Below are 15,299 nucleotides of genomic sequence, written 5' to 3'. Positions count from 1 at the left end.
GCTTGCCGCCTCCCCGGAGCCCCACCAGCCGGAACGCTGCCGCTGCCCGGTGAGCACCACGGCCACATGCACCGGCTGGGCGGGAACCGCGGCCTCGAGCGCCGCGAGTTCCTCGTCACCGGGACGGTGCTCGACGCCGAGGTCGGGCATCCTGACCGGGGCGGCGCCGGGCAGCACAACCTGTCCGATGTGGAACAACGCCAGATCCCGGAATCCGCGGGAAACGTTGCGCTGCAAGGTTTCCAGCAGACCGGGCAGCAGCGAGCTGGCCATCTGGTCCTTGTCCGCCTCCAACGGGTTCTGCACCTTCACCGTGCGGCGGCGGACGTCGTCCTCGGGCAACCCGAAGGCATCCCAGGTCTCGGCGGACATGAACGGGAACGGCAGGACCTCGACGTAACCGGCCGCGGCCAGCGCGCGGGACACGGTGCGCCCGCGGCGCTGCGTGTCGGTGAGCCCCGCACCCGCGGGCGCCGGCGGCAGGGTCGAGGGGATGCAGTCGTACCCCTCGAGCCGCAGCACCTCCTCGACCAGGTCCGCGGGCTGGAGCAGGTCGCCACGCCAGCTCGGCGGCACCGCGGTCACCAGCGCGATGCCCTCGTCGGAGGTGCCGACGGTGACCTTGCAGCCGATCTGGCCGAGCCGCCGCACCGTGGCCCCGCGGTCGTACCGCACGCCCGCGACGCGGTCGGGCAGATCGATCGGCATGGTCACCGGGAGGTTCGGCTCGACGTGGCCGACGTCGGTGCGGCCCGGCTGGATGCTGCCGTCGCCGTACCGGCGCAGCAGTCGTGCCGCGAGCTCCACGGCCACCGCGCACACCTGCGGGTCGGTGAACCGCTCGAACCGCTTGGCCGCCTCGGAGAACAGCTTGTGCCGGCGGGCGGTGCGGCTGATCGACGGGGGGTCCCAGTGCGCCGCCTCGATCAGCACGTCGGTGCTCTCGGTGGTGATCTCGGTGCTCGCGCCACCCATCGTGCCCGCCAGCGAGATGACCCCGCTGTCGTCGGCGATGACCATGTCGTCCGGATCCAGCGCCCGCTCGACATCGTCCAAAGTGGTCAGTTTCTCGCCCGGCTGGGCCCGGCGCACCACCAGATCACCCTTCACCGAGGAGGTGTCGAAGGCATGCAGCGGGTGGCCGAGTTCGAGCATGACGTAGTTGGTGACGTCCACCGCCAGCGAGATGGACCGGATCCCGGCCAGCATCAGGCGGCGGCGCATCCACCACGGTGTCGGCGCACCGGCGTCCAGACCGGTGATCCGGCGCAGCACGAACCGGCTGCACCCGCTCGGGTCCTCGATGCGGACCGGCCAGGCCTCGCCCTCGGGTTCCGGCAGGTCCAGGCTCGCCGGGTCGCCGAACGGCACGTCGAGGGCGCAGGCGAGCTCGCGGGCCAGGCCGCGGATCGACAGCGCGTAACCGCGGTCCGGGGTGGGCACGACGTCGAGGACGGTGTCGTCCAGCCCGAGCAGCGCGCGGGCGTCGTCACCGGGCGAGGCGGTGGCGGGCGGCAGCACCAGGATGCCGTTGTGGTCGTCGCCGAGCCCCAGTTCCCGGGCCGAGCAGATCATGCCGTCGCTGACGCGGCCGTAGGTCTTGCGCTGCGCGATGGCGAACCCGCCGGGCAGCACCGAACCGGGGAGAGCGACGACGACGAGGTCGCCCTCGGCGAAGTTCGTGGCGCCGCAGACGATTCCACGGGTCTTCAACGCGTCCGGACCGTGGTCCCCGGCCGCCGAGCCGTCCTCGTCCGTGGAGCGATCGGCGGGCAGGTCGTCCTCGCCGGTCTCGACACGGCAGTAGCGGATGGGCTTCTTGAAGCCGGTCAGCTCCTCGATCGCGGCGACGCGGCCGATGACCACCGGGCCGGTCACCTCACCGAGGGGCTGGACGTCCTCGATCTCCATGCCGATCCGGACGAACGCCTCCGCCAGCTCCTGCGGCCCTATCTCGCCGGCGTCCAGATGCTCGGTCAGCCAGCTTACCGGGACTCGCACTGTGCCTCCTTGTTCCGCGGAGCGGCCGGGCCGGGAAGAGCGGCCGGTTCACGCACGCTCATTCAGGCCTCCGTGCCGAAGGGAAGGGTGAACCGGACGTCGCCTTCCACCATGTCGCGCATGTCGGGGATGCCGTTGCGGAACTGCAGGGTCCGCTCCAGCCCCATGCCGAACGCGAAGCCCGAGTACACCTCGGGGTCGACACCGCAGGCCCGCAACACGTTCGGGTTGACCATGCCGCAGCCGCCCCACTCCACCCAGCCGGGGCCGCCCTTCTTCTCCTCGAACCAGACGTCCACCTCGGCGGAGGGCTCGGTGAACGGGAAGAAGTGCGGGCGCAGCCTGGTCTTGGACCGCTCGCCGAACATGGCGCGGGCGAACGCGTCGAGCGTGCCCTTGAGATGCGCCATCGTGATGCCCTTGTCCACCGCCAGGCCCTCGACCTGCGAGAACACCGGGGTGTGCGTGGCGTCGAGTTCATCGGTGCGGTAGGTGCGGCCCGGGCAGACGACGTACACGGGGACGTCGCGGTGCAGCAGCGTGCGGGCCTGCACCGGGGAGGTGTGGGTGCGCAGGACCAGGCCCGAACCGGGCTCGCCGACGTAGAAGGTGTCCTGCATCTGCCGGGCGGGGTGGTCCTTGCCGAAGTTGAGGGCGTCAAAGTTGAACCACTCGGCTTCCAGCTCGGGGCCCTCGGCGACCTCCCAGCCCATCGCGACAAACACGTCGGCGACGCGCTCGCTGAGCGTGGTGATCGGGTGACGGGCGCCACGCGGGATGCGGTCCCAGGGCAGCGTCACGTCGACGGCCTCGTCCCGCAGCACGCGCTCGTCGCGCTCGGCCTGCAGAACGGCGCGACGCGTGTCGAAAGCGGCTTGGACGGCCTGACGGGCCTCGTTGACGCGCTTGCCCGCCTCGGCCTTCTCCGCCTTGGGCAGCCCCCCGATGGCCCGACGGGCCAGCATCAGAGGGGCGTGGTCGCCCAGGTGGGCCGGCTTCACCGCGGCGAGCGCGTCCAGGTCTTCGGCCTGCCCGAAATCGGTTTCGGCGGCCTTGACCGCGGCCTGCAAGGTTTCCGGCGTCAGGGTGGAAACCCCGTCGCCCGGCTGGGCGGCCTGCTTGTCGTTGGCTCCGGACATAACTCCTCAGCGTCCGCTGTGACGGTCGCGGCTCGGCACGAGCACACGTAAGCAATTACCGATGGATTCTAGGCGACCGCGATCCGGTGACGGGCGGTCACCCTCCGCGCGGCCGGTGCAGCGCCAGCGCGCTGCCGTACAGGCAGACCGCCGCGGCGGTGGCCAGGTTGAGGCTCTCCGCCTTGCCGTAGAGCGGAATCCGCACCCCTTCGTCGACCGCCGCGAGCACCTCGGGCGGCAGTCCGTGCGCCTCGTTGCCGAAGATCCAGGCCGCGGGCCGGGCCAGATCCAGTGTGTCCAGTCCCGTGGTGGCGTAGCCGTGCGCACCCAGCAGCCGCAGCCCCGACTCACGGCAGGCCGTCAGCGCGGCACCGGTTTCGCGAACCCGCGCGATCGGCAGGTGGAACAGGCTGCCCGCCGAGGCACGGACGCATTTGCCGTTGTGGGGATCGACGCTGTCGCCCGCCAGGAGCACGGCGTCGGCACCGGCGGCGTCGGCGACGCGGATCACGGTGCCCGCGTTCCCCGGGTCGGACACGCCGACGAGGACCGCGACCAGGCGCGGGGACGGCGGGAGCGCCGTGGCGAGCGGGCGGTCCAGCAGTGCGCAGACCGCCACGATGCCCTGCGGGGTGACGGTCTCGGACAGCCCGGCGGCGGCCCGCTCGGTGACGGGCGAGACACGCACGCCCTGCTCGCGGGCGGCGGTGACCAGCTCAGGGTGGGCCTGCGCGGCCCGTTCGGTCACGAACAGTTCGTGCACGAACCCCGGTTCGGCGGCGCCGCGGTCCAGCGCCGCACCCACCGCGTTGGCGCCCTCGGCGAGGAACCGGCCGGTCTTGTCCCGTTCGGCGCGGCGGGTCAGGCGCCGGGCAGCGACAACCCGGGGGGTCCGTTCGGTGAACGGCTCCGCCCCGGGTTGCGTGGCTTCGGTGCTCAGGCCGACTTCTCGGCTTCGGGGCCGGTCGTCACGTGCTGCTTGGCCACTTCGGCCAGCGCGGCGAACGCGGCCGCGTCGGTGACGGCCAGGTCGGCGAGGACCTTGCGGTCGACCTCCACGCCGGCGGCCTTGAGGCCCTGGATGAACCGGTTGTAGGTCACGCCGTTCTGACGGGCGGCGGCGTTGATGCGGGTGATCCACAGCTGGCGGAAGTCACCCTTGCGGGCGCGGCGGTCCCGGTAGGCGTAGTTCAGCGAGTGGAGCGTCTGCTCCTTGGCCTTGCGGTACAGCCGCGAACGCTGGCCGCGGTAGCCGCTGGCCAGTTCGAGAGTTGCGCGACGCTTCTTCTGGGCGTTGACCGCCCGCTTGACGCGTGCCACGGGTCCATCCTGTCGATCTCAGGGGGCACCGATACCGAATGCGGCACCCCGGGGTTTACGGCGAAAGGCGGGGAAGCTCAGCGGGCGAGCAGACGCTTGATGCGGCCCGCGTCGTTCTGGGCGACCTCGGTGGTGCCCTCCAGACGGCGGGTCACCTTGCTGGCCTTCTTCTCCATCAGGTGCCGCCGGCCGGCCTTCTGGCGGCGCAGCTTGCCAGTGCCGGTCACCCGGATCCGCTTCGAGGTGCCGCTGTGCGTCTTCATCTTGGGCATTAGTGACTCTCTTTCATGGTGCAGCACACCGGAAAACCGGTGTGCTGCGGACTGCGTCGTCTCGGCGGCGGCAGGTCAGGACTCGACGTGTTCCTGTTCTTCCTTCGGCGCCTTCTGCTGCTTCGCCTTGGCATTCTTGTGCGGCGCCAGCACCATGATCATGTTGCGACCGTCCTGCTTCGGAGACGACTCCACGTAACCGAGTTCGGACACTTCGTCGGCGAGCTTCTGCAGCAGCCGGAACCCGAGTTCCGGCCTCGACTGCTCACGCCCACGGAACATGATGGTGACCTTCACCTTGTTCCCGGCGGCGAGGAAGCGGGACACGTGGCCCTTCTTCGTCTCGTAGTCGTGCTGGTCGATCTTCGGACGCAGCTTCTGCTCTTTGATGACGGTGAGCTGCTGGTTCCGGCGCGACTCGCGAGCCTTCTGCGCACTCTCGTACTTGAACTTGCCGAAGTCCATGAGCTTGCAGACCTGGGGGCGCGCCTGCGGGGCGACCTCGACGAGGTCGAGGTCCGCTTCCTGAGCGAGCCTGAGCGCATCTTCGATCCGGACGATACCGACCTGCTCACCGTTCGGTCCGACCAAACGGACCTCGGGAACGCGGATGCGGTCGTTGATGCGTGTCTCGGAGCTGATGTGGCCTCCTTGGTTCGAGAAATATGTCGCCTGCTCGACCTGGTGCCCACATACCGCGGGCCCCGTCTCCGGCACTTGCTGGCCGGCCCGCGGGGCCCTCTTCCGATCGCGTCCGTAAACGGACGCTTCACCACACTGAAGTGGCGAGACCGGACCCGGCCACCTCGGTGGGCAGCGCGGGTGGGAGCGGGGCTCCACTTGCGGCCCCCGATTTCCCGGAGGCTGGTCGCACGTGGAAGGGTACCAGACGTGTCACACAACGCTTCTCAGCAGCCCGAAAATTCCCCTGACGTCCGTTCGCTCGAGGACATCCCCAGCGTGGAGGTCATTTCCCGGGCGGCCGTGATGCTGATGTCGGCCTCGGCCGAGCGGCTGGGCCTGGCCGATCCCGATCCGGACACCAGCCCGCACCGCGACCTGGACGAAGCACGCCGCCTGATCACCGCGCTGGCCGGACTGGTCACCGCCTCCGCCGAGTACCTCGGCGCCCACGCCGCGCCCCTGCGGGACGGGCTCCAGTCCCTCCAGAAGGCCTTCCGGGAGGCCTCCGCCATTCCCGACGCCCCCGGCCAGGGCCCCGGCGAGAAGTACACCGGCCCCGTCCACTGAGACGACCCGAGGGAGGCCGTGGGCCCGGGCCGGGCGAAGCCCGGAAGCCCGCCCGGACCCCGGCGCCCCGCGCTCAGTCCAGGACGGCGAGGACGTCGATCTCGACCAGCTTGCCCGCGGGAAGGCCGACGTAGACGGTGGTGCGGGCCGGGTAGGGCTCGCTCACCAGCCGGCCGTACGCCTCGTTGAACTCGGCGAAGTGCGCGGTGTCGGTGAGGTAGGCCCGGACCATCACCACGTCGCCGAAGCTCGAACCCGCCGCTTCGAGCACCGCGCCGAGGTTGGCGAACACCTGCCGGGTCTGCTCCGCGACCGTCGTGCCGACCAGCTCGCCGGTCTTCGGGTCGACCGCGACCTGCCCGGCCACCTGCAGGATGTTGCCCTTGCGACTGGCCTGCGCGAACGCGGCCGGGGGTTTCGGCGCGTTCTCGGTGCTGATCGCGACCTTGGCCATCGACACTCCCTTGTCCCACTGTGCCGTCCATCCGTTACGGACGGACGACCGACGGGCATTGACCTGTTCGGGGGCCGATGCTACAGCTACACCGATCATCGTCGGCAACCGCGTTTTCACGCACAGCAACAGAGTCAGGAAGCCAGCGTCGATGCCCACCGCCCTCACCCTGAACCCCGCGGCACTGGCCGCCCTCACCGAGGAACCGCTCGACTGGCGGTTCAAGTCGGTCCCGTCCGAACTCTGGGGGCTCTCGCCGGCCGAGGCCGCGCGGCGGCGACCGAACCTGTTCACCGGCGGTTTCGTCGGCCCGATGGTCGTGCTGGACGCCGAGGCGCTGGACCACAATTTGCGCACCATGGCGGACTTCTGCGCCGCTCACGGGGTCCGGCTGGCACCCCACGGCAAGACCACCATGGCGCCGCAGCTGTTCGCGCGGCAGGCCGGGCACGGAGCGTGGGCCGTCACCGCCGCCACCGCCGGTCAGCTGCGGGTCTACCGGGCCTTCGGGGTCTCGCGGATCCTGCTGGCCAACCAGCTGGTCGACCCGGCGGCACTGCGCTGGCTGGCCGCCGAACTGACCGGCGACCCGGGTTTCGAATTCAGCTGCTGGGCCGACTCCGTCCGGGCGGTGGAGCTGATGACGGAGGCACTCGCCGCACTGACGGACGCGGAGCGTCCCGTCGACGTGCTGGTCGAGCTGGGCGCCGACCCCGGCCGCACGGGAGCCCGCGACGACGCCACCGCGCTGGCCGTCGCCGAGGCGGTGCGGGACAGCCCGGTGCTGCGACTGGCCGGGGTCGCCGGATACGAGGGCGCGCTCGCCCACGACGCCGGAGAACAGGCGCAGGAAAGGGTCACCGGCTACGTGCGCCGGATGCGGGAGTTCACTGTCGCGCTGGCCGACAGCGGTTTCTTCGCCGATGCCGGCCAGGTGATCGTCACCGCGGGTGGGAGCGCGTACTTCGACCGCGTGACCGCCGAGCTGACCACGAGCTGGCCCGAGGGCCTGCCCGTGGTGCCGGTGCTGCGCAGCGGCTGCTACCTCACTCACGACGACGGCTTCTACCGCGGCGTCTCGCCCCTCGGCGAGCACCCGCGGATCAGCGAGGTGCCACCGCTGCGCCCCGCGCTGCGGGCCTGGGCACAGGTGACCTCCCGGCCGACCGCGGAACTGGCGCTGCTCACCCTGGGCAAGCGCGACGCCTCGTTCGACGAGGGCCTGCCGGAGCCACAGCTGTTCCGCCGCTCCGGGACCACCACGCCGCTCGCCGGCCACGCCGTGACCGCACTGAACGACCAGCATGCCTTCGTCGCCCTCCCGCCGGACTCGCCGCTTCAGGTCGGCGACTGGGTCGGGCTGGGGCTGTCGCATCCGTGCACGGTGTTCGACAAGTGGTCGCTGATCCCGGTCGTCTCGGGCGAGACCGTGGTCGATTTCGTACGGACCTTCTTCTAGGAAGCGGATGACCGCGGCCAGGCCCCGCCCTGCTTCGGAGTCCGAAATGGACGGTATGCCGGTCGTGCGGAGCCCGCGCGACCGGGGCTGCGACGAGTTCCTCGCCCGGCTGCGCGGACACCACCCTCCCGGTTCGACGGCCCTTACTGCTGCGGGTAGCCCTGCGGCGGCTGCTGGTACTGGGCCGGTGCCTGCTGCTGCTGTTGCTGCTGCGCCTGCATCTGCGCCATCCCGTCCTGCCCTTCCGGCATCACGTACACCGCGGTGCCGTAGGCGGCGATCTCACTGGCGGTCTGGGCGATTTCGTTGCAGTCGAACCGCAGGGCCAGCACCGCGTTCGCGCCGTGGGCCATCGCCTCCTGGCACAGCCGCCCGAGCGCTTCGTAGCGCGAGTCGGACAGCAGTTTCGACAGCCCTTTCAGTTCACCGCCCGCCATCGCCTTGAACCCGGCGCCCATCGTGGAGAACATGTTCCGGCTGCGCACGGTCAGGCCGAAAACCTCGCCGTAGACCCGGACCACCTTGTAGCCGGGCAAATCGTTCATCGTGGAAAGCAGGATCGGGAACTGCTGGGGATATGGCTGGCTCATGCGCCGGATCGTAACGGCTTTCAGTTCTTGCCGCGGTACCAGACCTCGGGCCTGCCCACCTGCCCGTACCGCGGTTCACGCACGGCCAACCCGTTGTCGGCCAGATATTCGAGATACCGGCGGGCCGTGACGCGGGAAACGCCGGTCGCCCCGGCGGCCAGGCCGGCGGACATCCCGCCGGGGCATCCCCGGAGGGCGGCGACGATCGCGTCGAGGGTGTCCACGCTCATCCCCTTGGGCAGCACGGGCCGGGAGGGGGCGCGCAACGTGGCCAGCGCGCGGTCGACGTCGGTCTGGTCGGCCGCCTCCCCCGCGTTCTCCCGGAACCGTGCGTACCGTGCCAGCTTTTCCTTGAGTGAAGCGAAGGTGAACGGTTTGAGAAGGTACTGCACCACCCCGGCCGAAACCGCGGACTTCACCACTTCCAGATCCCGCGCCGAGGTCACCGCGATCACGTCCACCGTGCTGCCCGCGGCCCGCAGGGCGCGGCATACGGCGAGCCCGTGGCTGTCGGGCAGATAGAAATCGAGCAGCATCAGATCCACGGTGTGCCGCGAACAGAACCGCAGTGCCTCGCCGCCCGAGTGCACCACGCCCGCGACCGCGAACCCCGGCACCCGCTCCACGTACTGGCGGTGGGCCTCCGCGGCGACCGGATCGTCCTCCACGACCAGCACCATGATCATGCCTGGGCCCCCTGCCGCAGCGGGAGCCGGACGGTGAACACGGCGCCCCGGGTGTCCCCGCCGTCGTTGCCGACCTCGATCGTGCCTCCGTAGCGGCGGACGGTCTGGCCCACCAGAGCCAGCCCCAGCCCGTGCCCGACCGGCCCCTCCTGCGGTTTGGTGGACCAGCCCCGGCGGAACACCGCGCTCCGGGCCTCTTCCTCGATCCCGGGCCCGGTGTCGGCGACCCGGATCAGCAGCCCGTCACCATCCTCCTTCACCGTGACCACCACGCGCGGCTTTTCCCACGCCGCCCGTCCGATCGCCGCGTCGATGCCGTTGTCGATCAGATTGCCCAGGATCGTCACCAGATCCCGCGGCTCCACGTCGAGGTCGTCGAGCGCGGTGTCCTCGGTCAGCACCAGTTCGGCACCGCGCTCGGCGGCTTCCGCCGCCTTGCCCAGCAGCAGTGCGGACAGCACCGGTTCCGACACCGAACCCACCACGCGGTCGGTCAGCCGCTGCGCGATCGCGAGTTCCTCGGTGGCGAACGCGACGGCCTCCTCGGGCCGGCCCAGCTCCACCAGCGACACCACGGTGTGCAGCCGGTTGGCCGCCTCATGTGCCTGCGAACGCAGGGATTCGGCCAGCCCGCGAGTGGTGTTGAGCTCGCCGGTGAGCAACTGGAGATCCGTGTGGTCCCGCAGGGTCACCACGGTGCCCCGGGCACCCCGCGACGAACGCACCGGGGCGGTGCTGACCACCAGCACCCGGGTGTCGGTCACGTGGATCTCGTCGGTGCGCGGCTCCGGCGAACGGAACGTCTCCAGCAACGCCGGTGGCAGACCGAGGGTCTCCACCGGCGCCCCCGCCGGATCGTCGGTGAGCCCGAGCAGATTCCGGGCCCCGTCGTTGCACAGGGCGACACGGCCGTCGGACCCGACGAGCACCAGGCCCTCCCGCACCGCGTGCAGCGTGGCCTCGTAGTAGGCGAACACCCGGCTCAGTTCGTCGGGTGCCAGCCCGCGGGTCTGCTTCCGCAAGCGGATGCTGACCAGGAAAACTCCGGCCACTCCCACCACGAGCACCGTGCCGGCGACCGCGAACAGCGGCACGAGCCGCTGGGCCAGACCCGCCGCGATGGCCTCCACCCTGATTCCGGCGGCCACCAGCGCCACCACGTGCCGGGAGCCGTCGAACACCGGGACCACCGCGCGCACGGACGGGCCGAGGGTGCCGGTGTAGGTCTCGGTGACGAGGCCGCCCCGCAACGCCCCGGCGGTGTTACCGAGGAACCGCTGGCCGATCATGGCGGGATTGGGGTGGGTGTAGCGGACACCCTCCGGGCTCATGATCGTGATGAAGTCGACTCCGGTGTCGGCCCGGACACGCTCCGCGAGCGGCTGCAGCTGCGCACTGGGGTCCGAAGTGGACAGAGCGGTCACCGTGGTGGGCGCGTCGGCGATCGTGCGGGCCACCGTGACGGCCTGTTCGGCGGCCCGGTCCCGCACCTCGCGGGAGGCGTCGAGCCAGTCGAGTCCGGCACCCGCCGCGACCAGGGCGATGATCCCGGCCAGCTGCAGCAACAGCAACTGCCGGGCCAGACTCCATCGCCGGTTCCGCACCCACCGAATGTAACCGGTGGGCCGCGGGCCTCGGCGGGGCGTGCGCACCACCTTCACGAACTCAATGAACACAACCGTGACCCGAGCCACCTCCGCTCGCATAGTCACCGCAAAGCCGCGCCCCTCCGGCGCGATGAAGGATCTTTTGGAGGCAAGGGTGCCGACCACGTTGTCCCCCGCCGCCGCACCGCGGCGCCGGGACCGGATGCACTATCTCTATCTCGCCGTGCTCGCCGCGGTCGTGCTCGGAATCATCGTGGGGTTCGCCGCCCCCGGCTTCGCCAAGGGCCTCACCCCGCTGGGCAACGGATTCGTCAACCTGATCAAGATGATGATCTCGCCGATCATCTTCTGCACCATCGTGCTGGGCATCGGTTCCGTGGCCAAGGCCGCCAAGGTCGGCAAGGTGGGCCTGCTGGCGATCGGGTACTTCCTGGCCATGTCGACCGTCGCACTGGCGATCGGGCTCGTGGTCGGCAACCTGCTGCACCCCGGTTCGGGTCTGCACCTGGACCCGACGGCCGCGGCGAAGGCTCACCAGCAGGCCACCGGCGGGCAGGGCAGCACCGACTTCCTCCTCGGCGTCATCCCCACCTCGCTGCTGTCCGCGTTCACCTCCGGTTCGGTGCTGCAGACCCTGCTCGTCGCGCTGCTGGCCGGGTTCGCGCTGCAGAAGCTCGGCCCCGCCGGGCAGCCGATCCTGCGCGGCATCGAGCACCTGCAGAAGCTCGTGTTCCGGATCCTGTCGATGATCATGTGGGCGGCCCCGATCGGCGCGTTCGGCGCGATCGCGGCCGTGGTCGGCTCGACCGGCTGGGCGGCGCTGCGCAGCCTCCTCGTGGTGATGCTCGGCTTCTACATCACCTGCGTGCTCTTCGTGTTCGTGGTGCTCGGCGCGGTGCTGTGGCTCGGCGCCCGCGTCAACGTGTTCAGCCTGATGCGCTACCTGGCCCGCGAGTTCCTGCTGATCCTGTCCACCTCGTCGTCGGAGTCGGCACTGCCGAGGCTGATCGCGAAGATGCAGCACCTCGGTGTGAGCCGCTCGGTCGCCGGGATCACCGTGCCCACCGGGTACTCGTTCAACCTCGACGGCACCGCGATCTATCTGACCATGGCGACCCTGTTCATCGCCTCGGCCCAGGGCAGCCCGCTGTCGATCGGCGAGCAGATCTCCCTGCTGGTGTTCATGGTCATCGCCTCCAAGGGCGCGGCCGGGGTCAGCGGCGCGGGTATCGCCACCCTCGCCGGCGGACTGCAGTCCCACCGGCCGGACCTCGTCGGCGGGGTCGGTTTCATCCTGGGCATCGACCGGTTCATGTCCGAGGCCCGCGCCCTGACCAACTTCGCGGGCAACGCGGTCGCCACCGTGGTGATCGGCTCGTGGACCAAGGAGTTCGACCGGGCGAAGGCGGCGCAGGTGCTTTCCGGCCAGTCCCCGTTCAACGAAACCACGCTCATCGACGACGAGCCGGCGGCCGCGCCGGTCCCGGAGCAGGTCCCTGCCTGATCCGCGTGAGGGTGGTGCCCGACGGCCCGGCCACCGGCCGGGCCGTCGGTATTGCCGGAGGGTCACCAGGGACACCGGCGCCCCGGACTACTCGGACTACTCAGGCTGCCAGGACGGCCCGGACAGCTCTCAGCCCAGCACGGACTGCAGGAAGCGCCCGGTGTGGCTTTCGGCCACCTGCGCCACCTGCTCCGGGGTCCCCTCGGCCACCACGGTGCCGCCGCCGGAACCCCCTTCCGGCCCCATGTCGATGACCCAGTCCGAGGTCTTGATGACGTCGAGGTTGTGCTCGATGACGATCACGGTGTTGCCCTTGTCGACCAGCCCGTTGATGACGCCCAGCAGCTTGCGGATGTCCTCGAAGTGCAGGCCCGTGGTGGGCTCGTCGAGCACGTACACCGTCTTCCCGGTGGACCGCTTCTGCAGTTCGCTGGCGAGCTTGACCCGCTGCGCCTCACCACCGGAGAGGGTCGGCGCGGGCTGCCCGAGCCGCACGTAGCCGAGGCCGACGTCCGCCAGGGTCCTGAGGTGCCGGTGGATCGCCTTGATCGGCTCGAAGAACTCGGCCGCCTCCTCGATGGGCATGTCCAGCACATCGGAGACCGTCTTGCCCTTGTAGTGCACCTCGAGGGTCTCCCGGTTGTACCGCGCGCCCTTGCACACCTCGCACGGCACGTACACGTCCGGCAGGAAGTTCATCTCGATCTTGATGGTGCCGTCGCCCGCGCACGCCTCGCAGCGCCCGCCCTTGACGTTGAAGGAGAACCGGCCGGGCTGGTAGCCGCGCACCTTCGCCTCGGTGGTCGCCGCGAACAGCTTGCGCATGTGGTCCCACACGCCGGTGTAGGTGGCCGGGTTGGACCGCGGGGTGCGGCCGATCGGCGACTGGTCCACCCGCACCAGCTTGTCCACCAGGTCGAGCCCGCGCACGCGCGTGTGCCGGCCCGGCACCTGCCGCGCACCGTTGAGCTTGTTCGCCAGCACCGTGGCCAGGATGTCGTTGACCAGGGTGGACTTGCCCGAGCCGGACACACCGGTGACCGAGACCAGGCAGCCCAGCGGGAAGGACACGTCCACTCCGCGCAGGTTGTGCTCGCGCGCACCGACCACGGTCAGCTGGCGCTTGCGGTCCGCCGGACGGCGGATCTCGGGCACCGGGATGGTCTCCCGTCCCGAAAGGTAGGCACCGGTGAGGGATTCCTTGCTGCGCAGCAGCTTCTTGTACGGTCCACTGTGGACGATGTGGCCGCCGTGCTCCCCCGCGCCGGGGCCGATGTCGACCACCCAGTCGCTGGCCCGGATGGTGTCCTCGTCGTGCTCGACCACGATCAGGGTGTTGCCGAGGTCCCGCAGCCGGGTCAGCGTCTCGATCAGGCGGTGGTTGTCGCGCTGGTGCAGGCCGATCGACGGCTCGTCCAGCACGTACAGCACACCCACCAGGCCGGAGCCGATCTGCGTGGCCAGCCGGATGCGCTGGGCCTCACCACCGGACAGGGTGCCCGCCGCGCGGTCCAGCGACAGGTAGTTCAGCCCCACGTCGAGCAGGAAGCGGAGGCGGGCCTGGATCTCCTTGAGCACCGCGCCCGCGATCATCTTCTCCCGCGGGCCGAGCACCAGGCCGTCGAGGAAGTGCGAAGCCTCGTCGATGGACAGCGCGCACACCTCGGCGATCGACCGGTCTCCGTGCTCGGCGTGCTCGAGGGTGACCGCGAGGATCTCGGGCTTGAGGCGCGTGCCCTGACAGGCCGGGCAGGGCACCTCGCGCATGTAGCCCTCGTAGCGCTCCCGCATGTACTCCGACTCGGTCTGCTCCAGCCGCCGCTCGAGGAACGGGATCACGCCCTCGAAGGCCGCGTAGTAGGAACGCTGGCGGCCGTAGCGGTTGCGGTAGCGGACGTGCACCTGCTCGTCGATGCCGTGCAGGACGGCCTTCTGCGCCTTGGCGCCCAGCTTCCGCCACGGGGTGTCCATCCGGAACCCGACCGTTTCGGACAGTGATTCGAGCAGGCGCTGGAAGTACTCCGCGCTCTGCCCGCCCGCCCACGGCGCGATCGCGCCCTCACCGAGGGACAGTTCGTCGTCGGGCACCACCAGTTCCGGATCGACCTCCTTCCGGATGCCGAGACCGGTGCACTCCGGGCAGGCGCCGTACGGCGAGTTGAACGAGAACGAGCGCGGTTCGAGGTCCTCGATGGCCAGCGGGTGACCGTTGGGGCAGGCGAGGTTTTCGGAGAACCCCCGGACGCGGTGCGCATCGTGCTCGGGCAGGTCGACGAACTCGAGCTCGACCAGCCCGTCGGCCAGCCGCAACGCCGTCTCGACGGAGTCGGTGAGGCGCTGCTTCGAGGAAGGCTTCACGGTCAGGCGGTCGATGACCACGCCGATGTTGTGCTTTTCCTGCTTCTTCAGCTTCGGCGGGTCGGTGAGCTGGTGGACCGCGCCGTCCACCACGGCCCGCGAGTAGCCCTGCTGCTGGAGGTTCGCGAACAGGTCGAGGTACTCGCCCTTGCGGCCCCGGACCACCGGCGCGATCACCTGGAATCGGGTGCCCGGCTCCATTTCGAGCACCTGATCGACGATCTGCTGCGGAGTCTGCTTGCTGATCGCTTCACCGCACTGGGGGCAGTGCGCCTTGCCCGCGCGCGCGTAGAGCAGCCGGAGGTAGTCATAGACCTCGGTGATGGTGCCCACCGTCGACCGCGGATTGCGGGAGGTGGACTTCTGGTCGATGGACACCGCCGGGGACAGGCCCTCGATGAAGTCCACGTCCGGCTTGTCCATCTGCCCCAGGAACTGGCGCGCATACGCGGACAGCGACTCCACGTACCGGCGCTGGCCTTCGGCGAAGATCGTGTCGAAGGCCAGGCTGGACTTCCCCGATCCGGACAGGCCCGTGAAGACGATGAGGCTGTCCCGGGGCAGATCGAGATCGACGCCACGGAGATTGTGCTCGCGGGCGCCGCGAACAACGAGGCGATCAGCCACGCCAAGGTCCCTTCGCTGGATTGTGTCGGCC

The 15,299-nt window shown here is 70.3% G+C and carries 14 protein-coding genes; 3 read left to right on the top strand and 11 right to left on the bottom strand.

The annotated features are described in order from the left end of the window. The 6 genes from pheT to infC form a co-directional block, all read right to left on the bottom strand. Nucleotides 1-2,001, bottom strand: a 2,001-nt coding sequence (pheT, locus tag FNH05_RS14780) for a phenylalanine--tRNA ligase subunit beta (protein WP_144588508.1), incomplete at its 3' end; no start/stop codon positions are given. Nucleotides 2,002-2,063: 62 nt separating this feature from the next. Continuing rightward, nucleotides 2,064-3,140, bottom strand: coding sequence for a phenylalanine--tRNA ligase subunit alpha (gene pheS, locus FNH05_RS14775; protein ID WP_144588506.1), 1,077 nt, complete (start codon nucleotides 3,138-3,140; stop codon nucleotides 2,064-2,066). Between the two features lie 97 nt (nucleotides 3,141-3,237). Then, nucleotides 3,238-4,080: a TrmH family RNA methyltransferase gene (locus FNH05_RS14770; protein ID WP_186382551.1), complete on the bottom strand. Its 843-nt coding sequence runs from the start codon at nucleotides 4,078-4,080 to the stop codon at nucleotides 3,238-3,240. Beyond that, nucleotides 4,077-4,460: a 50S ribosomal protein L20 gene (rplT, locus tag FNH05_RS14765; RefSeq protein ID WP_144588504.1), complete on the bottom strand. Its 384-nt coding sequence runs from the start codon at nucleotides 4,458-4,460 to the stop codon at nucleotides 4,077-4,079. Before rplT ends, FNH05_RS14770 begins: the two co-directional genes overlap by 4 nt. A 77-nt stretch (nucleotides 4,461-4,537) precedes the next feature. After that, nucleotides 4,538-4,732: a 50S ribosomal protein L35 gene (rpmI, locus tag FNH05_RS14760; protein WP_144588502.1), complete on the bottom strand. Its 195-nt coding sequence runs from the start codon at nucleotides 4,730-4,732 to the stop codon at nucleotides 4,538-4,540. A gap of 75 nt (nucleotides 4,733-4,807) precedes the next feature. Continuing rightward, nucleotides 4,808-5,449, bottom strand: a complete 642-nt coding sequence (infC, locus tag FNH05_RS14755) for a translation initiation factor IF-3 (RefSeq protein ID WP_144588500.1) — start codon at nucleotides 5,447-5,449, stop codon at nucleotides 4,808-4,810. A gap of 174 nt (nucleotides 5,450-5,623) precedes the next feature. On the opposite strand from infC, the gene FNH05_RS14750 reads away from it, so the two are divergent. After that, a complete protein-coding gene (locus FNH05_RS14750; RefSeq protein WP_144588498.1) occupies nucleotides 5,624-5,983 on the top strand; it encodes a DUF1844 domain-containing protein in 360 nt (119 codons plus the stop codon). 73 nt (nucleotides 5,984-6,056) lie between these two features. On the opposite strand, the gene FNH05_RS14745 is transcribed toward FNH05_RS14750, so the two are convergent. Next, a complete protein-coding gene (locus FNH05_RS14745; RefSeq protein WP_144588496.1) occupies nucleotides 6,057-6,437 on the bottom strand; it encodes a Rid family detoxifying hydrolase in 381 nt (126 codons plus the stop codon). Nucleotides 6,438-6,588: 151 nt separating this feature from the next. Here FNH05_RS14745 and FNH05_RS14740 point away from each other — a divergent pair, with 151 nt between their 5' ends. Next, on the top strand, nucleotides 6,589-7,896 hold the full coding sequence (locus FNH05_RS14740) for an amino acid deaminase (protein ID WP_144588494.1): 1,308 nt from the start codon (nucleotides 6,589-6,591) through the stop codon (nucleotides 7,894-7,896). A gap of 143 nt (nucleotides 7,897-8,039) precedes the next feature. On the opposite strand, the gene FNH05_RS14735 is transcribed toward FNH05_RS14740, so the two are convergent. The 3 genes from FNH05_RS14735 to FNH05_RS14725 are packed head-to-tail and all read right to left on the bottom strand — an operon-like array spanning nucleotide 8,040 to nucleotide 10,776. Beyond that, nucleotides 8,040-8,486: a YbjQ family protein gene (locus tag FNH05_RS14735; protein ID WP_144588492.1), complete on the bottom strand. Its 447-nt coding sequence runs from the start codon at nucleotides 8,484-8,486 to the stop codon at nucleotides 8,040-8,042. 20 nt (nucleotides 8,487-8,506) lie between these two features. Continuing rightward, nucleotides 8,507-9,172 (bottom strand): response regulator, encoded by a 666-nt coding sequence (locus FNH05_RS14730; protein ID WP_144588490.1) that lies wholly within the window; start codon nucleotides 9,170-9,172, stop codon nucleotides 8,507-8,509. After that, nucleotides 9,169-10,776 carry a sensor histidine kinase gene (locus tag FNH05_RS14725; protein WP_246127740.1) on the bottom strand — a complete coding sequence of 536 codons (1,608 nt, stop codon included), beginning with the start codon at nucleotides 10,774-10,776 and terminating at the stop codon, nucleotides 9,169-9,171. Before FNH05_RS14725 ends, FNH05_RS14730 begins: the two co-directional genes overlap by 4 nt. A 205-nt stretch (nucleotides 10,777-10,981) precedes the next feature. On the opposite strand from FNH05_RS14725, the gene FNH05_RS14720 reads away from it, so the two are divergent. After that, nucleotides 10,982-12,283: a cation:dicarboxylate symporter family transporter gene (locus FNH05_RS14720; RefSeq protein WP_144588510.1), complete on the top strand. Its 1,302-nt coding sequence runs from the start codon at nucleotides 10,982-10,984 to the stop codon at nucleotides 12,281-12,283. A gap of 129 nt (nucleotides 12,284-12,412) precedes the next feature. On the opposite strand, the gene uvrA is transcribed toward FNH05_RS14720, so the two are convergent. Continuing rightward, a complete protein-coding gene (uvrA, locus tag FNH05_RS14715; RefSeq protein ID WP_144588488.1) occupies nucleotides 12,413-15,268 on the bottom strand; it encodes an excinuclease ABC subunit UvrA in 2,856 nt (951 codons plus the stop codon). Between the last annotated feature and the right edge of the window lie 31 nt (nucleotides 15,269-15,299).

Source organism: Amycolatopsis rhizosphaerae (assembly GCF_007713715.1).
In the GTDB taxonomy this organism is placed as follows: Bacteria; Actinomycetota; Actinomycetes; order Mycobacteriales; family Pseudonocardiaceae; genus Amycolatopsis_E; species Amycolatopsis_E rhizosphaerae.
This window is presented reverse-complemented; position numbering and strand designations above follow the sequence as displayed.